This is a genomic window from Rhizobium esperanzae (assembly GCF_002204185.1).
Lineage (GTDB): Bacteria > Pseudomonadota > Alphaproteobacteria > Rhizobiales > Rhizobiaceae > Rhizobium > Rhizobium esperanzae.
The window spans coordinates 165,125-180,609 of record NZ_MXPU01000006.1 but is presented as its reverse complement, the minus strand read 5'-3'; the positions used below and the strand labels follow the sequence as shown (position 1 = coordinate 180,609).

Annotated in this window: 17 protein-coding genes; 3 read left to right on the top strand and 14 right to left on the bottom strand. The window is 61.0% G+C overall.

The window, feature by feature from the left end; all coding sequences use genetic code 11:
• Nucleotides 1–70 precede the first annotated feature (70 nt).
• From B5E41_RS11085 to B5E41_RS11050, 8 genes are all read right to left on the bottom strand, one after another.
• Complete coding sequence (locus B5E41_RS11085; RefSeq protein WP_003595821.1) at nucleotides 71–367, bottom strand: DUF2160 domain-containing protein; 297 nt, start codon at nucleotides 365–367, stop codon at nucleotides 71–73.
• Nucleotides 367–1,278 (bottom strand): carbohydrate ABC transporter permease, encoded by a 912-nt coding sequence (locus B5E41_RS11080; RefSeq protein ID WP_088393522.1) that lies wholly within the window; start codon nucleotides 1,276–1,278, stop codon nucleotides 367–369. Before B5E41_RS11080 ends, B5E41_RS11085 begins: the two co-directional genes overlap by 1 nt.
• 1 nt (nucleotide 1,279) lies before the next feature.
• The gene (locus tag B5E41_RS11075; protein WP_012489874.1) at nucleotides 1,280–2,146 is read right to left on the bottom strand and encodes a carbohydrate ABC transporter permease; all 867 of its coding nucleotides are present in this window, start codon (nucleotides 2,144–2,146) and stop codon (nucleotides 1,280–1,282) included.
• A gap of 2 nt (nucleotides 2,147–2,148) precedes the next feature.
• On the bottom strand, nucleotides 2,149–3,219 hold the full coding sequence (locus B5E41_RS11070) for an ABC transporter ATP-binding protein (protein WP_064812421.1): 1,071 nt from the start codon (nucleotides 3,217–3,219) through the stop codon (nucleotides 2,149–2,151).
• A 9-nt stretch (nucleotides 3,220–3,228) separates the two neighbouring features.
• A complete protein-coding gene (locus tag B5E41_RS11065; RefSeq protein ID WP_088393520.1) occupies nucleotides 3,229–4,308 on the bottom strand; it encodes an ABC transporter ATP-binding protein in 1,080 nt (359 codons plus the stop codon).
• Between the two features lie 42 nt (nucleotides 4,309–4,350).
• On the bottom strand, nucleotides 4,351–5,865 hold the full coding sequence (gene glpD / locus B5E41_RS11060; RefSeq protein WP_088393518.1) for a glycerol-3-phosphate dehydrogenase: 1,515 nt from the start codon (nucleotides 5,863–5,865) through the stop codon (nucleotides 4,351–4,353).
• 110 nt (nucleotides 5,866–5,975) lie between these two features.
• Nucleotides 5,976–6,749 (bottom strand): DeoR/GlpR family DNA-binding transcription regulator, encoded by a 774-nt coding sequence (locus B5E41_RS11055; RefSeq protein ID WP_004673604.1) that lies wholly within the window; start codon nucleotides 6,747–6,749, stop codon nucleotides 5,976–5,978.
• 111 nt (nucleotides 6,750–6,860) lie between these two features.
• Entirely contained in the window at nucleotides 6,861–7,778 is a 918-nt protein-coding gene (locus B5E41_RS11050) for a DMT family transporter (protein WP_088393516.1), read from the bottom strand.
• Between the two features lie 73 nt (nucleotides 7,779–7,851).
• Here B5E41_RS11050 and B5E41_RS11045 point away from each other — a divergent pair, with 73 nt between their 5' ends.
• Complete coding sequence (locus B5E41_RS11045; RefSeq protein ID WP_088393514.1) at nucleotides 7,852–8,781, top strand: LysR substrate-binding domain-containing protein; 930 nt, start codon at nucleotides 7,852–7,854, stop codon at nucleotides 8,779–8,781.
• A 57-nt stretch (nucleotides 8,782–8,838) separates the two neighbouring features.
• On the opposite strand, the gene B5E41_RS11040 is transcribed toward B5E41_RS11045, so the two are convergent.
• The 5 genes from B5E41_RS11040 to B5E41_RS11020 all read right to left on the bottom strand — a co-directional run bounded on the left by B5E41_RS11040 (nucleotide 8,839) and on the right by B5E41_RS11020 (nucleotide 12,843).
• Nucleotides 8,839–9,306 carry a GNAT family N-acetyltransferase gene (locus B5E41_RS11040; protein WP_088393512.1) on the bottom strand — a complete coding sequence of 156 codons (468 nt, stop codon included), beginning with the start codon at nucleotides 9,304–9,306 and terminating at the stop codon, nucleotides 8,839–8,841.
• Nucleotides 9,307–9,381: 75 nt separating this feature from the next.
• Entirely contained in the window at nucleotides 9,382–9,903 is a 522-nt protein-coding gene (locus tag B5E41_RS11035) for a DUF992 domain-containing protein (RefSeq protein ID WP_011427480.1), read from the bottom strand.
• Nucleotides 9,904–10,219: 316 nt separating this feature from the next.
• Nucleotides 10,220–10,384 (bottom strand): DUF1328 domain-containing protein, encoded by a 165-nt coding sequence (locus B5E41_RS11030; protein ID WP_003571841.1) that lies wholly within the window; start codon nucleotides 10,382–10,384, stop codon nucleotides 10,220–10,222.
• Between the two features lie 98 nt (nucleotides 10,385–10,482).
• Nucleotides 10,483–11,010 carry a hypothetical protein gene (locus B5E41_RS11025; protein WP_088393510.1) on the bottom strand — a complete coding sequence of 176 codons (528 nt, stop codon included), beginning with the start codon at nucleotides 11,008–11,010 and terminating at the stop codon, nucleotides 10,483–10,485.
• A gap of 210 nt (nucleotides 11,011–11,220) precedes the next feature.
• Nucleotides 11,221–12,843: an ABC-F family ATP-binding cassette domain-containing protein gene (locus B5E41_RS11020; protein ID WP_088393508.1), complete on the bottom strand. Its 1,623-nt coding sequence runs from the start codon at nucleotides 12,841–12,843 to the stop codon at nucleotides 11,221–11,223.
• A 143-nt stretch (nucleotides 12,844–12,986) separates the two neighbouring features.
• Here B5E41_RS11020 and B5E41_RS11015 point away from each other — a divergent pair, with 143 nt between their 5' ends.
• Together B5E41_RS11015 and B5E41_RS11010 are read left to right on the top strand one after the other, a co-directional pair.
• Nucleotides 12,987–13,316 carry a DUF6665 family protein gene (locus B5E41_RS11015; RefSeq protein WP_088393506.1) on the top strand — a complete coding sequence of 110 codons (330 nt, stop codon included), beginning with the start codon at nucleotides 12,987–12,989 and terminating at the stop codon, nucleotides 13,314–13,316.
• 86 nt (nucleotides 13,317–13,402) lie between these two features.
• On the top strand, nucleotides 13,403–14,269 hold the full coding sequence (locus B5E41_RS11010; protein ID WP_088393504.1) for an aldose 1-epimerase family protein: 867 nt from the start codon (nucleotides 13,403–13,405) through the stop codon (nucleotides 14,267–14,269).
• A gap of 12 nt (nucleotides 14,270–14,281) precedes the next feature.
• On the opposite strand, the gene uxuA is transcribed toward B5E41_RS11010, so the two are convergent.
• Nucleotides 14,282–15,469 carry a mannonate dehydratase gene (gene uxuA, locus B5E41_RS11005; RefSeq protein WP_088393502.1) on the bottom strand — a complete coding sequence of 396 codons (1,188 nt, stop codon included), beginning with the start codon at nucleotides 15,467–15,469 and terminating at the stop codon, nucleotides 14,282–14,284.
• Nucleotides 15,470–15,485: the final 16 nt, after the last annotated feature.

Below are 15,485 nucleotides of genomic sequence, written 5' to 3'. Positions count from 1 at the left end.
CAGGGTTTGCGATTGCAGTCTTCACGTCTCAGGTGGCCAGAAATACCCCGGCCATCTGCATCAGCTTGCCTCACACGTAACGGAATACGCCGACGGCGTAGACGACGGAGAGGGCGAGAGCCCACCAGAGGCTTGATCCCGCGAGACCAAGCCAGGCAAGATGGATAAAGGCGCTGCCGAGCAGCGAAAGGAAAAGCCGGTCACCGCGCGTCGTCTCGAAGCGTAGGATTCCGATCCGCGGGTTGCCGCCCGGCACGGCATACTCCCAGACCCCCATGCCGATCAGCAGCAATACGATGACGATGAAGAAAGCGGCCGTCGGCCAGGTCCATGCCATCCATGAAAAATCGGGAAGCGAAAAGCTCATCAAACCCTCCCCAGGGCGAAGCCCTTGGCGATGTAATTGCGCACGAACCAGATCACCAGCGCCCCTGGGATCAAGGTCACAACACCCGCAGCGGCGAGCAGACCCCAATCCATGCCGGATGCCGAGACGGTACGGGTCATGGTGGCAGCGATCGGCTTCGCGTCGGTCGTCGTCAACGTCCTTGCGATCAGCAACTCGACCCAGGAGAACATGAAGCAGAAGAAGCAGGCGACACCGATGCCGCTCGCGATCAGCGGCGTGAAGATCTTCAGGAAGAATCGTGGGAACGAGTAGCCGTCGATATAAGCCGTTTCGTCGATTTCCTTCGGCACGCCCGACATGAAGCCTTCAAGAATCCAGACCGCCAGCGGCACGTTGAAGAGGCAATGGGCCAATGCCACGGCGATGTGCGTATCGATCAGTCCAAACGCCGAATAGAGCTGGAAGAACGGCAGGGCAAAGACGGCCGGCGGCGCCATCCGGTTCGTCAGCAGCCAGAAGAAGAGATGCTTGTCGCCGAGGAACCGATAACGGGAGAAGGCATAGGCCGCCGGCAACGCGACCGCGACCGAGATCACCATGTTCATGACGACATAAGTGATCGAATTGAGATAGCCGGAATACCACGCTTTCTCCGTAAAGATCGTCACGTAATTGGCGATCGTCGGGTTATGCGGATAAAGCGTCAGAGAATTGACGATTTCCGCATTGGTCTTGAAGCTCATGTTGACGAGCCAGTAGATCGGCAGCAGCAGCACGAAGATATAGATCGTCGGAACCAGCCACCACCAGCGCGATTCCTCGCCGCGCCGGCGCATCAGACGGCTGACCTCATCGGAGGAGAGACCGCTTGCGACATTGGTAACGCCCGAGACTTTTCGGCTCGCTGTCGTTTCGTTGGAGGCGCTCATTTCAATTCTCCGCGTCGTGGCTTGTCATGACGGTGTAGAACACCCACGAAAGCAGCAGGATGATGAGGAAATAGATCAGCGACATGGCAGCGGCCGGACCGAGGTCAAACTGTCCGAGCGCGGTTTTGACCAGATCGATCGACAGGAAAGTGGTCGAGTTGCCCGGACCGCCGCCCGTAACGACAAACGGCTCGGTATAGATCATGAAACTATCCATGAAACGCAGCAGCACGGCGATCAGAAGAACGCGCTTCATCTTTGGCAGTTGGATATAGCGGAATACGGCCCAACGAGACGCACCGTCGATCTTGGCTGCCTGATAGAAGGCATCTGGAATGGAAACGAGGCCGGCATAGCAGAGCAAGACGACCAAGCTCGTCCAATGCCAGACATCCATGATGATGATCGTCACCCAGGCATCGAGCGGATCCTGCACATAGTTGTAATCGATGCCGATGGCATTGATGTAATAGCCGAACAAACCAATGTCGTTGCGGCCGAACACCTGCCAGATCGTGCCGACAACGTTCCACGGGATCAGCAGTGGCAGTGCCATCAGAACCAGGCACACGGGCACGCCAATGCCCGATTTTGGCATGTTGAGCGCAATGAAGATACCGAGCGGGATCTCGAGAGCGAGAATGATCAGCGAAAAAATCAGGTTTCGCTGCAGGGCGGCCCAGAAACGGTCGGAATGCAGGACTTGGGTAAACCAGTCCGTTCCGTTCCAGAAGAACTGGTTGTTTCCGAAAGTGTCCTGAACGGAATAGTTCACAACCGTCATCAAGGGGATGACGGCCGAGAACGCCACTAGCACGAGGACCGGCAGGACCAGAAACCACGCTTTGTTGTTCCAGGTTTTTTCCATGATCAAGCCTCCGGTCCAGCGCGCCAAGAGTCGGCATAGATACTGATACCCGACGGCTCGAAGGTCACCCGGGGATCAGCCGGAATTTCCTCGTCCTCAGGAACGACGATCGCGATTGGCTGGCCGGCAAACTGCGCGCGGACGATCTTCTGCCGGCCGATGTCTTCCACCTTGCTGACGGTCACCGGCATGCCTTCGCGGCCGACCCGAACAAACTCGGGCCGGATTCCAAGCTCTACCTTGGCGGCTGCCGCCGTTTTCGGCGCATAGTCGAGCGTCAGCGCATGCTCGCCGACCCGAACCGTGCGGCCTTCCACCTTGGCCGGCATGAAGTTCATACCCGGAGAACCGATGAAGTAGCCGACGAAGGTGTGGCTCGGACGTTCGAAGAGTTCGGCCGGCGTGCCGATCTGCACAATCTGGCCATCGTACATCACCACGACCTTGTCGGCGAAGGTCAGCGCCTCCGTCTGGTCATGCGTGACATAGACCATGGTAAAACCGAACTGCTTATGCAGCCGCTTCAGCTGCGATCGCAGCACCCATTTCATATGCGGATCGATAACAGTGAGCGGCTCGTCGAAGAGAATCGCGTTCACATCCGAGCGCACGAGGCCGCGGCCGAGCGAAATCTTCTGCTTTTGGTCCGCCGTCAAACCGCGGGCACGTCGCTTGGCCCAGCCTCCAAGATCGATCATCTCCAATATTTCGCGGACACGACGATCAACATCCGGCTCCGCCACTCCGCGGTTGCGCAAGGGGAAAGCCAGATTGTCATAGACGGTCATCGTGTCGTAGATGACCGGAAACTGGAATACCTGCGCAATATTTCGCTGTTGCGTCGGCAGGTCCGTAACATCGTGTCCATCGAAGAGAATTCGCCCTTCGGACGGCTGGATAAGGCCGGAAATGATATTGAGCAGCGAGGTCTTTCCGCAGCCTGAAGGTCCGAGCAGCGCATAGGCGCCGCCATCGTTCCACTCGTGATGCACTTCCTTGAGAGCGTAGTCCTTCTCGCTCTTCGGGTTCGGCCCATAGGCGTGTCGAATATGATCGAGGGTGATACGTGCCATGATCTTCTCCTAGCCCCTCTGCCCTACGGTAGTGATCGCCCGGCCGTCCGCTCCGAACGCCATCAGGTGGCGCGTGTCGATGAAAACGGAGAGGTCCGCGTCCGGGTCGATGTTGTGGATGCCGTGCGCGAGCATCACCCAGCGGGTATCGGCAAATTGCAGATGCACGAAACTTTCCGACCCCGTGATCTCCGAAATTTGTGTCCGTGCCGTCAGCCGCGCCGAATTGGCCGTCTGGGCGGTTGGAGCAAGATGATGCGGGTGAAACGCGATCGTTGCCGGCCCGTCCGGCACGTTCTGAAGATGCGCCGGCACGGCAAAAATCACATCGCCATCGCGCAGGAAATTGCCGTCCGATTTGACCAGATCAATAAAATTCAGCGGCGGATCGGCGAAAGTTTTCGCCGTCGTCAGATCGAGCGGATTGCGGTAGACCTCGATCGTCGGCCCGAACTGTGTGATCCGGCCCTCGTTGAGCGCTGCCGTATTGCCACCAAGCAACAAGGCTTCCGAGGGTTCCGTCGTGGCGTAGACGAAGATCGCGCCGGACTGGGCAAAAATCTTCGGCAGCTCCTCACGCAGTTCTTCGCGCAATTTGTAATCGAGATTGGCAAGCGGCTCGTCCATCAGCACGAGGCTGGCATTCTTGACGAGCGCGCGGGCAAGCGCGGTACGCTGCTGCTGCCCGCCGGACAGGTTCAGCGGTGTGCGGTCGAGATAGGGCGTGAGCTTCAGAAGCTCGGCGGCCTTGCGCACGTCGCGGTCGATCGTGGCGGCGTCCTTGCCCGAGATGCGCATCGGCGAGGCGATGTTTTCATAAACGGTCAATGCCGGATAGTTGATGAACTGCTGGTAGACCATGGCGACATTGCGCTTCTGCACCGGCATGCCGGTGACATCGGCGCCGTCGAAATGCACGGAGCCGGCGGTCGGACGGTCGAGCCCGGCCATCAGCCGCATCAGCGACGTCTTGCCCGACAGCGTCGGCCCGAGCAGGACATTCAGCGTGCCCCGCTCAAGGACCAGATCGGTCGGATAGATGTGATAGTCCGCGCCTACCATCTTGGCGGCGTTTCGCAGTTCCAGCATTCCGATTCCCGTGCCTCCACGCAGCGGGGACCACACGCCGCCTTATCCGGCCATCGCCGGTATGGCAGCCATGTACTCCTCCAGTGACTGAGCCTGTTCCTTCGAAAGGCGCAGACCATCCTTTGTTCTCCTCCACAGCACGTCTTCGGCGTGCCGGGCCCATTCATGCTCGACGAGATATTTGACCTCGATCTCGTAGAGATCGCCGCCGAACAGCCGTCCGAGGTCCTCAAGGCCGCGGGCAGCGCCAAGCAGCGTCACAGCCCGCGTGCCGTAGCGGCGCACCAGCCGGCGGGCGTGTGCATCGGCAAGGAACGGATAGCGCCGCTTCAGACCGGCGACCTCCGCTTCGTAGCCACGGACCGGGAAGTCGCCGCCGGGCAGATGGCTTTTGGCCGTCCAAGGAGCACCCTTCACGCCGATCGCGGCGCCGATCTTCTCCAGCGCATGTTCTGAAAGCCGGCGATAGGTGGTCAGCTTGCCGCCGAAGACGTTGAGCAGCGGCGCAGCCCCGCCCTCGCCTTCCAGCTTCAGCACATAATCGCGCGTCGCCTCCTGCGCCTTCGAGGCGCCGTCGTCAAAAAGCGGCCTGACTGCCGAGTAGGTCCAGACGATGTCCTCAGGCCGCACCGGCTCCTTGAAATATTCCGAAGCCGCGTTGCAGAGGTAGACGGTCTCCTCCTCGGAGATCCGGACATCTTTTGGATCGGCGGTATAGTCGCGGTCGGTGGTGCCGATCAGGGTGAAGTCGCCCTCATAGGGAATAGCGAAGATGATGCGGTTGTCGGGATTCTGGAAGAAATAGGCACGGGGGCCGTCGAACTTCTTCCTGACGACGATATGGCTGCCCTGAACGAGACGGACATGATGAGCCCCATTCTGGCCGAAGGCGGAACGGATGACATGATCGACCCAGGGACCGGCGGCATTGATCAGCATGCGGGCCTGATGGCTGTCATTGCGGCCAGTGACCGTATCGGTTGTTTCAATGTGCCAGAGGCCACTCTCGCGCCGCGCCGACACCACTTTGGTGCGCGGCATGATCGTCGCCCCTTTGTCGGCAGCGTCGCGGGCGTTCAACACGACCATGCGGGCATCGTCGACCCAGCCGTCGGAATATTCGAACGCCCTTGTGAACAGCGCCTTCAGCGGCTTGCCGGCCGGATCCCTGCGCATGTCGAGCACCGACGTCGCCGGCAGCAGCTTGCGGCCACCGAGGTGATCGTAAAGCAAGAGGCCGAGCCGGATCAGCCAGGCGGGGCGAATGCCGCCCTTATGATAAGGCAATACGAAACGCAGCGGCCAGATGATGTGCGGCGCCATCGCCCAGAGGATCTCGCGCTCCATCAACGATTCACGCACCAGGCGGAATTCGTAATGCTCGAGATAACGCAGGCCGCCATGGATCAGCTTGGTGGCGCCGGATGAGGTGCCGGAGGCGAAATCGTTCATCTCCGCCAACGCGACGGAATAGCCGCGCCCGACGGCATCACGCGCGATGCCGCAGCCGTTGATGCCGCCGCCAATGACGAAAATATCGTATATCTCCCGGCTCAATTGCCCCTCCGAGCCTGCTGCAGATTTCGCATCGCACAAAATTTGCGCGATTGCGAAAGTGGCATCAGTTAAAACGAAAGAAATACGAATGTCAAACGAATGTTGTCGCGTTATCGCGATCTGCTGTTTGTTTCGATCAGCTTCACATTGTTTTCCAGGCAGAGATTGCGGATCGACGGCACCGGACAGTGGTCGGTGATGAAGGTGTGAACCTGGGAGAGCTGGCCGATCCGGACCGGCGCGGTGCGTTCGAACTTCGTGGAATCGGCAACGAGAATGACGTGGCGCGCATTGGCGATGATCGCCTGTGCGACCTTCACCTCGCGAAAGTCATAGTCGAGAAGCGCGCCGTCGATATCGATCGCCGAAGCGCCGATAACGGCATAATCGACCTTGAACTGGCGGATGAAATCGACCGCCGCTTCGCCGACGATACCGCCGTCCGACCCGCGCACGACTCCGCCGGCGATCACCACCTCGATTGCCGGAAAGAGACGTAACCGGTTGGCGACGTTGATATTATTGGTGATCACCATCAGCTCGTGATGATTGGCGAGCGCCTCGCCCACCGCCTCGGTGGTCGTGCCGATATTGATGAAGAGCGAGGCCCCGCTCGGGATCAGTTCGACGGCCGCCATGCCGATCGCCTGTTTCTCCGAAGCGGCGATCTGGCGCCGCGCCTCGTATTTGACGTTCTCCGTTCCGCTCGGAAAAGTTGCGCCGCCATGGATGCGCGTCAGGACCTGCGCATCGCAGAGATCGTTCAGATCCTTGCGGATCGTTTGCGGCGTCACCGAAAAGCGGGAGGCGAGCTCCTCGACCAGAACCCTGCCGCTCGATTTCGCAATCGCCACGATTTCAGTTTGTCGGTCGGTCAAGAACATCGGCGCCCCTTTCGCTCTGCTTTCGTTTTTAAAGAAAGCGAACGGCGGCGCAATGCCTATTTGTCAGTCGCCCGGCTTCCGCACTCCGAACGTCGCGGAAGCGCGATGCAGTTATCGCTTCCGCATGACGTTGACCACGAGCACGCCAAGGATCGCCATGAGGCCGCCGGCAGCACCCAGTGCCGTCGGCGTCTCGCCCAGCCAGACGAACCCGATCAGCGTTGCGACCGGCGGGACGCCGTAGAGAAAATTCGAGGCGCGCGCGGCCGTCAGCCGCTTCAAGGCGATGGCCCAAGTGAGATAGCCGATCGCAGTCGGGAAGATGACGAGATAGGCAACGCCCCAATTGACCTCTGCCGGCGCCGCCGCCAGCGCGCGGATCGTCGATGGGACGGCCGGAAACAGCGGCACGGAGCCGATCAGCAGGATCCAGGCGGTGACGGCAAGCGCCGGCAGGCGAGCGAGCAGCGGCTTCTGCAGCACGCTTGATATCGCCGAGCAGAGCGCTGCGCCGAGGATCAACACAGCGTTCGGATCGAGCTTAAAGCCGCCATCGGAGGCGACGGCGATCAGCGCCACGCCGCCGAAGGAAACTGCAGTACCCGCCCAGCCCCAGCGTCCGAAGCGCTCGCCGAGCGCGAATGTGGCAATCAGGGCGGTGAAGACGGGCATGGTATTGATGATGAAGCTCGCCGGCCCCGCCGCCACCGTCTGCTCGCCGGTGTTCAGGAGTACCGCATAGGCGGCGATGAAGAGGACGGCAGCGACCGAGAGGCGGACGAAATCACGCTTTTCCGGCATCGGCCGGTAGATGGCGAGGTAGACAAGGGCGAGAACACCGGCCGCCACATAACGCGCCGTTGCCAGTTCGATCGGCGTCAGCGGACCGAGACAGATGCGAATGACCACGAAGGAAGAGGCCCAGAAGAGAATGGTGACGACAATCGCCGCAAAGGCGATCAGATCGAAGCCGCCTTGCTCTTTTGCCGAAACCGGTGCGCTTGCCGCCATGCTCATTTTCGCCTCCATCTGTGCGTGCGACAATGGATTAGGCCTTGGACGCATGCTTGAAAAGCACCGCAATCGATGATCAAATGTGCGCATGGTTCACAGCTCGCCAGTGCTCCCACCGCTCGATACGCTCGAGACCTTTGCCCGCGCCGCCCGACTCGGATCGTTTTCGGCCGCGGCCGAGGAAAGCGGAATCACCCATGGCGCCGTATCGCGGCAGGTCTCACGGCTCGAGCGCTGGATGGGTGTGCGGCTCTTCGCGCGTGAAGCTCGCGGTGTGCGCCTCACCCCGGAGGGCATGCGCTTCTTCGCCCGTGCCGAAGAAGCCCTTTCCCTGCTCGGCAACACCGGCGAGCGCTGGCTGCCACGGCCGAACAAAGCGATGGTGCGCCTTTCCGTTACCCCGTCCGTCGCCTCTCTATGGTTGTTTCCGCGCCTGGCGAAGCTCGAAGGAAATGAGCTGCATGTCGAATTGACGCTCGAGCATCGCCTGGCGGACTTTGGCGAAGGCACGGACCTTGCCATCCGCTGCGGCAAGGGACCATGGGCCGGCGTGCGCGCCCTGCCGCTCTGGCAGGAGAAATCTTTTCCGATCGCCTCACCGGCGATGGCAGCGCGACTCGGGCAGCGCTCGGATGCGCTTTCGCTGCTCGATCTGCCGATCCTTCACGACTCCAATATCGAGGGCTGGCGTCGCTGGCTAGCGCGTGAGGGCGTCGACTATACGCCGCGTGGTCAGGACCGACGCTTCGAGGATTACAATCTGGTGGTCGATGCCTGCGCGCAAGGGCTCGGCATTGCGCTTGCGCGGCCGCCGCTGTCGGATGCCGCGCTTGCCGCCGGGCGCGTTGTCGCAGTGTCACAGCGTACCCTCGATTCCCATGTCGCTTTTCACCTGATCCGGCCGGACGATGCATTGAGAAGCCCTGCCATCGAATTCGCCAGCCGCTTCCTGCGCGAAGCCGGGCATAACGAGACGTCGATCAAAGCCTTTATCGCACCTGGCAAGCCGAAAACATAAACAGAAAACGCGCCGCGCACATTCCTCAGCCGTCTGTAGGCGCTTCGGCTACGCGGCTCACTCCACAGGAAACTTCAGGCGCATTTCCTTCGCCAGCTCGAAGCCAGCGCTGCGATAGACTGGTTCCCCCACATCCGAGGCATGGATGACGGCAGTCGTGCAGCCGATGGATTTCAGATAATCAACGGCCCTGTTCGTCAGCGCCAAAGCAATGCCGCGCCGGCGGAAGGCCTCGGCGACATAGACGGACCAGATGTAACCGTGCAACCGCTGCTCCGGCCGAATGACTTCCGGAAACGGCGATTGGTGCAGCTGGCAAGATACGGAACCGGCGATTTCATCGCCCACAACGGCCAGGAACGAGGCAAGGCGTCGCTCCTCGCGCCCGCTTCTCAAAAACGACAATATCCGCGCCGCTGCATCCAGCCTGTAATGTTCGGGCGGCGTGCCATAGCTGTCCCAGATTTTCAGGTAGTGGCCGACCAGGATCTCATCCTCGTCGGGCGTTGCAATTCGGATATCCATCGTTTCGTCGCCAGCAAGCCAACCGAATAATCTCGTGACGCCCCCGCCGCGTCGCGGCGGGGGCGACAAAACCCGTCAATCCGCCGGGGTCAACGTCATCGATGCGCTGCCGGCCGCAACGTTCAGGCCGAGCTGGCCGGTCAGGCTAACCGTCTGCAAATGGATTGAACCGGAGGTGCCTCCGACCAGGAGGTTGGCGCCGACGCCAGCACCGACCGTCGCCTCTGCGCTGGCGCCGACATAAAGTCCGGCGAGCGACCCGCGGTGATAACCAGCCGTCGGTGCAAACACCGCCCAGATCAGGCGACTGCGCGTGGTGAAGCCGAGATCGATGCCAAGCTTTCGAATTTCGCCGGTGTAATGATCGAAAAGCTCATTGCCGACAATGGACTGAAAGACGCAATCGGCTTCCTTGGACGAACCGAGCACATAACCCGTGCCGCCGCCGATATCGCAAGTGAGATAACCGATCTTCACGCCGTTGCGAAGGTCCGGCTCTTCATAGGTTCTGGTGACGGGGTCGGCGGCATTGGCCGCCCCCGCGCCGACAAACGTCAACGATACCGCGGCAAACGCCGTCGCAAGAGTTTTTTTCATAAGTCTCTCCTTCTCAAATCGTGACGGGAACACCCGGCTGGCGGCACCGGATATCGTAGGGACGGCAAAGCAATCCCGGACGGCGCCGTTTTCGCGTCGCGTCTCAAAGCGCGTGGGAAGGCGCAAGCGACAGCCCCACGGTTCAGCCCCATTGGGACATTTCGAAGGCATATGCGACCAGCATGCGGTCTTTCACGATCTTGTTAGGAATGGTTGCACGAAAAGCACATTCGGTCTCCACCGGCCGGCGAGGCCCGTCAAGAAAAACAAAACCCGGTGATAATTATCACCGGGTTTTATACTTGACCCATCTTCACTATACTCTGCGCATGAAGCGCATGACAAGCGAGACGACGAACAACACCAGGAAAATGAAGAACAGAACCTGGGCAATGGAAGCTGAAGCCCCTGCGATGCCGCCAAATCCGAGGACACCGGCAATCAAGGCCACAACGAGAAACACCAGAGCGTAGTAAAGCATCGCAATCTCCTTTTACGTTGCTGCGGAGATAACGGCGACCGCCCGGTTTGGTTCCCTCACTCTCACGGCCTGCGGATGGACCGTGGCATTGGCTTTGTTCAACCGAAATGAAAGACGCCGCTGTACATCCGGTCGCCTTCGGTCGGTTCGGGAGGTTCGGCGGCATCGAGATAGGTCTTGAGCGGCCCGGTCAGCACGAACCAGATACTTGCCCCCAGCATGAAACAGGCGCCCACCGGATCGTCGATGCGGGCGATGAATGGAAGGCAGGCGGATGAAAACAGCACGATAATCCGCACCGACCATTCCGCCTCCCGTTTGGCGACGGCGCGCGCCCTCGACGACTTGTATTCCCGGGCGCCATAGGCGCTTCCCCCTGCCTTGACCGCCGAAAGCAATTTTTTGGCTGAAGGCAGGGCCAGCATGATCAGCGCGGCGATGCTGAGCGCGAAAGGTTTGCCCGCCATAACCTGTCCGCTCGCGATAAAGAGAAAGGACAGTACGACGAGATTCCATGTCGGCTCCAGCAGCTCCGGCGACTGCCGCGTACGAATGTGCCACTGCCGCAGCAAGCCTGCCGCGCCGTTCAATAACGGCTGATCGATGTGACGATTGATCCAGTCCATGCTGATGTGCCCGCCCCGATTGTTTGAAGAAGGCCCGAACACCACGGAAATGGGTCATCATCGTGGCAGAGCGCCGGCAATGTCGGCTGGCGCTCTTCTTCGCTCACATAAAACCGCCGATAAAGCTCGGGCCATCCAACACTATTTCGGACGGCGCTCTGCTGGTCGTTTCGATTTCGATGCTTCGACCTGCCGACGAAAAAGTAGCCGTCAGCTGCGCAGGCCAGGCGCCTCATGGCCCGTGCGCGCCACATACTCCGTGTAACCGCCGCCATATTGATGGACGCCCTCCGGCGTCAGCTCCAGCACGCGGTTGGAAAGGGCAGCCAGGAAATGCCGGTCGTGGGATACAAAGAGCATGGTGCCCTCATATTGCGAGAGCGCCTTGATCAGCATTTCCTTCGTGTCGAGGTCGAGATGGTTGGTCGGTTCGTCGAGCACGAGCAGGTTCGGCGGGTCGAACAGCATCATCGCCATGACCAATCGGGCCTTCTCGCCACCTGACAGCACCCGGCACCTTTTCTCGACATCATCGCCGGAAAAACCGAAACATCCGGCGAGAGCCCGCAAAGGCCCCTGCCCTGCCTGGGGAAACCGATCTTCCAGCGATTGGAAGATCGTGCGCTCGCCATCGAGAATATCCATGGCGTGCTGGGCGAAATAACCCATCTTGACGCTCGCCCCGAGAGCGACACTGCCTTCGTCGGGCGTCGTGGTGCCCGTCACCAGCTTCAGTAACGTCGATTTGCCGGCGCCGTTGATGCCCATGATGCACCAGCGTTCCCGCCGCCGCACCATGAAGTCCAGTCCCTCATAGATGCTTCGGCTGCCATATTTCTTATGGACGTTCTTCAAGCTGATCACGTCCTCGCCCGAGCGCGGGGCTGGCTGGAATTCGAACGCGACCGACTGGCGGCGCTTGGGCGGCTCCACCCGGTCGATCTTCTCCAGCTTCTTCACGCGGCTCTGCACCTGCGAAGCATGCGACGCGCGCGCCTTGAACCGCTCGATGAACTTGATTTCCTTGGCGAGCATCGCCTGCTGGCGCTCGAACTGGGCCTGCTGCTGTTTTTCGTTCTGCGCCCGCTGCTGCTCGTAAAATTCATAGTCGCCGGAATAGGAGGTCAGCGAGCCGGCATCGATCTCGAGGATCTTGTTGACGATGCGGTTCATGAACTCGCGGTCATGCGAGGTCATCAGCAGCGCACCCTCATAGCCCTTCAGGAACTCTTCGAGCCATATCAGGCTTTCGAGATCGAGATGGTTGCTCGGTTCGTCGAGCAGCATGACATCGGGGCGCATCAGCAGGATGCGGGCAAGCGCCACACGCATCTTCCAGCCGCCCGACAGCGCGCCGACGTCGCCGTCCATCATCTCCTGGCTGAAGCTCAGGCCCGCAAGCACTTCGCGGGCGCGGCCGTCGAGCGCATAACCGTCCAGCTCCTCGTAACGCGCCTGCACCTCGCCGTAGCGCTCGATGATCTCCTCCATGTCGCCGGCCCTTTCGGGGTCGACCATGGCAGCCTCCAACTCCCGCAGCTCGGCGGCAACGACGCTGACCGGCCCCGCGCCGTTCATCACCTCGGCGACGGCGCTGTGGCCTGACATTTCGCCGACGTCCTGGTTGAAGTAGCCGATGGTGACGCCCTTCTCGCAGGAGACCTGTCCCTCGTCGGGCTGCTCCTCACCGTTGATCATCCGGAAGATCGTCGTCTTGCCGGCGCCGTTCGGGCCGACGAGGCCGATCTTCTCGCCTTTGTTGAGGGCTGCCGAAGCCTCGATAAAGAGGATGCGGTGGCTGAGCTGCTTGCTGATATTTTCGATACGAATCATGATGTGTGCGGGGCCTGAAAAAAAGTTATGGCGCCCTTACCACGCAGGGAAACGGCGGGATAGGTGCGTTCCCTTACCCTCTCGATCTCGAAGGCCGCATTGGATAATGTTGTTGGCCTACGCCGATCAAGGAATCCGCACCCATGAGCGTTCGTCCGCCGCAATCCTTCAGACGATCCCAGCAGGATAGAAACGGCTTCGACGTCCTCGAATATGAGTTGATGTCGGAACGCGCCGATGCGCTCGGGCGTCACGGGCTGAAGGTGGAGGCGGCACTCGCCGCGCTGAAAGCCTGGACCGGCGAGCATCAAAGCGCAGAGGAACGCGAGAGGCTTGTCAATGACGCCTCCGACGCCGTCTGGGCATTCTTCATTCAGCGGGAGATTTGCGGCTTGCGCAACAACCGCGACGCCATCCAGCGCCACGGCATCCCGAACGAAGTGATCGCGAGACTGGGCGCAATACGGAAATAACGGCTGACGTGCGTCTTCTCACCTACAGATAGAAACCGCGGTGCAGGCAGCTATGCTTGTACCGAACCAGCGTGAAAGGAATTGCTATGTCAAGCACAATCCGGATCGGCAATCGGGATATCACCGTCGACATCTCTTCCCTCGGCGCAGAAATGCAGGCGCTGACCACCAATGACGGGCGCTCTTGGTTGTGGACGGGCGACGCGACCTTCTGGACAGGGCGCTCGCCGATCCTGTTTCCGATCGTCGGCAAGGCTCCGGACGACAAAATCGCGATCGACGGCATGGTCTATCCTTTGGCGCAGCACGGTTTTGCCCGGCGCAGCGAATTTGCCCTCGCAGCCTCTACGGCAACGGCCTGCCGGTACGAGCTTGCCGCCTCTGCGGCTACACAGAGGAGCTATCCTTTCGACTTTCTGCTGGCCGTGGAACATGCGGTCGAGGGCCGCGCGTTGACCGTCACCGCCGAAGTCAGCAACCGCGACCAGAAGGCGATACCGTTCGGATTCGGCTTCCATCCGGCCTTTGCCTGGCCGCTGCCGGGTGCCTCCGGGCGCGCCCACACCGTCACGCTCGACAATGAGCGTGAGCCGGAGCTTGTGCGGCTGGAGGGCGGCCTCATCAATCCAGCGCCGTTGCCCTCGCCCTTCGACAAAGGCCGGGTGGTGCTGGATCATGCCCTGTTCGCCCAGGATGCGATGATCTTCCCCAAAGGCGCGGGCGAAGGGCTGCGCTACGGCGCCGAGGGCGGGCCGACTTTGCGTTTCCATTTCGAAAACCTGCCGAATCTTGCCCTGTGGACGAAGCCGGGGGCGCCCTTCATCTGCGTCGAACCATGGCACGGAACCGCTGCGGAAGCGGGAGGCTCAAGCGAACTGTCGCGGCGGCCGTACACGAACATATTAGCGCCCGGCGCGAGCACGCGCTTCGCCTTTACGGTCGAGATTTCATGACAGTCCGCGCCCTCAGCTCGGCGGAGCGCCTAGCGCATGCAGGATGCCGCGCAGTTCAGCAAGGCCGCGCATGCGGCCGATGGCCGGGTAGCCGGGCGTGACTGTTTTGTCGAGATCGTCGAGCATGCGGTGGCCATGGTCCGAGCGGAAGACGATGGTATCCTGGTCACCGCGACGACGGTCTTCGGCGACCAGTTCCCGGAGAACCGCGACCATGTCGACGTCGCCTTCCAGATGCGCGCTTTCATGGAACGTTCGGCCATCGCCCTCTCGCGTCGTTGCGCGCAGATGGGCGAAATAGATCCGTGAGGCGAAACGGCGGGCGATCGCCGGCAAATCGTTATCGGCGCGCACGCCAAGGCTGCCGGTGCAATAGCACATCCCGTTCGCCTTCGATGGCACCGCATCGAAGAGAGCAGCATAATCATCGGCCGTCGAGGCGATGCGCGGCAGGCCGAACAGCGACCGCGGCGGATCGTCGGGATGCAGCGTCAGCTTGACGCCGCGTGCTTCCGCCGCCGGCGTCACCGCCTCCAGGAATTCGATCAGGTGCCGGCGCAGCTTTGCGGCATCGATGCCGCTATAGGCGACAAGCTTTTCCCGGAAGGCCGGAATGGTCAGAGGTTCAGTGGTCGAACCCGGCAGAGCCGATGTGATGATGCGGGTGATTTCGGCGATCTCATCCTCCGACATTGCCTCGAAGATGATGCGCGCCCGTTCGCGATCCGCATCGGAATAGTCTCGTGCCGCATCCGGCCGTTCCAAAATGAAAAGATCGAAGGCCGCGAAACGCTCATGATCAAAGCGCATGGCGGTGGCCCCGGTCGGCGTCACGTAATCGAGTTCGGTGCGGGTCCAGTCCACGACGGGCATAAAATTATAGCAGACGATCGGAATGCCGCAGGCGGCGACCGCTTCGAGGCTGGCGATCCACGCCTCGATTTCGGCCTTCGCCTCCCCGCCCCTGCGCTTGACGGCATCCGGGATCGGAATGCTTTCGACGACCGACCAGACGAGCGACGAGCGATCGGCCGGCGTCGTCTCGATCAGCGATTGGCGTTCGCGCACTTCCTTCTCCGTCCAAGCCCGGCCGATCGGCACCTGATGCAGCGACGAGACGATGTTGGTCGCCCCGGTCTGACGGACATCATCCAGCGTCACCGGCGCTTCCGGCCCGAACCATCTCCAACCCTGCCGCATCCTTGTTCCTTTCCTC

Excerpts from the sequence above, each read along its gene's own strand:
- B5E41_RS11010 (WP_088393504.1), top strand. The coding sequence starts at position 13,403 with ATGTCAAGCACAATCCGGATCGGCAATCGGGATATCACCGTCGACATC.
- B5E41_RS11040 (WP_088393512.1), bottom strand. The coding sequence starts at position 9,306 with ATGGATATCCGAATTGCAACGCCCGACGAGGATGAGATCCTGGTCGGC.
- B5E41_RS11080 (WP_088393522.1), bottom strand. The coding sequence starts at position 1,278 with ATGAGCGCCTCCAACGAAACGACAGCGAGCCGAAAAGTCTCGGGCGTT.
- B5E41_RS11065 (WP_088393520.1), bottom strand. The coding sequence starts at position 4,308 with ATGCTGGAACTGCGAAACGCCGCCAAGATGGTAGGCGCGGACTATCAC.
- B5E41_RS11025 (WP_088393510.1), bottom strand. The coding sequence starts at position 11,010 with ATGGACTGGATCAATCGTCACATCGATCAGCCGTTATTGAACGGCGCG.
- B5E41_RS11055 (WP_004673604.1), bottom strand. The coding sequence starts at position 6,749 with ATGTTCTTGACCGACCGACAAACTGAAATCGTGGCGATTGCGAAATCG.
- B5E41_RS11030 (WP_003571841.1), bottom strand. The coding sequence starts at position 10,384 with ATGCTTTACTACGCTCTGGTGTTTCTCGTTGTGGCCTTGATTGCCGGT.
- B5E41_RS11075 (WP_012489874.1), bottom strand. The coding sequence starts at position 2,146 with ATGGAAAAAACCTGGAACAACAAAGCGTGGTTTCTGGTCCTGCCGGTC.
- B5E41_RS11015 (WP_088393506.1), top strand. The coding sequence starts at position 12,987 with ATGAGCGTTCGTCCGCCGCAATCCTTCAGACGATCCCAGCAGGATAGA.
- B5E41_RS11085 (WP_003595821.1), bottom strand. The coding sequence starts at position 367 with ATGAGCTTTTCGCTTCCCGATTTTTCATGGATGGCATGGACCTGGCCG.
- B5E41_RS11050 (WP_088393516.1), bottom strand. The coding sequence starts at position 7,778 with ATGGAGGCGAAAATGAGCATGGCGGCAAGCGCACCGGTTTCGGCAAAA.
- uxuA (WP_088393502.1), bottom strand. The coding sequence starts at position 15,469 with ATGCGGCAGGGTTGGAGATGGTTCGGGCCGGAAGCGCCGGTGACGCTG.
- B5E41_RS11020 (WP_088393508.1), bottom strand. The coding sequence starts at position 12,843 with ATGATTCGTATCGAAAATATCAGCAAGCAGCTCAGCCACCGCATCCTC.
- B5E41_RS11045 (WP_088393514.1), top strand. The coding sequence starts at position 7,852 with ATGGTTCACAGCTCGCCAGTGCTCCCACCGCTCGATACGCTCGAGACC.
- B5E41_RS11035 (WP_011427480.1), bottom strand. The coding sequence starts at position 9,903 with ATGAAAAAAACTCTTGCGACGGCGTTTGCCGCGGTATCGTTGACGTTT.
- B5E41_RS11070 (WP_064812421.1), bottom strand. The coding sequence starts at position 3,219 with ATGGCACGTATCACCCTCGATCATATTCGACACGCCTATGGGCCGAAC.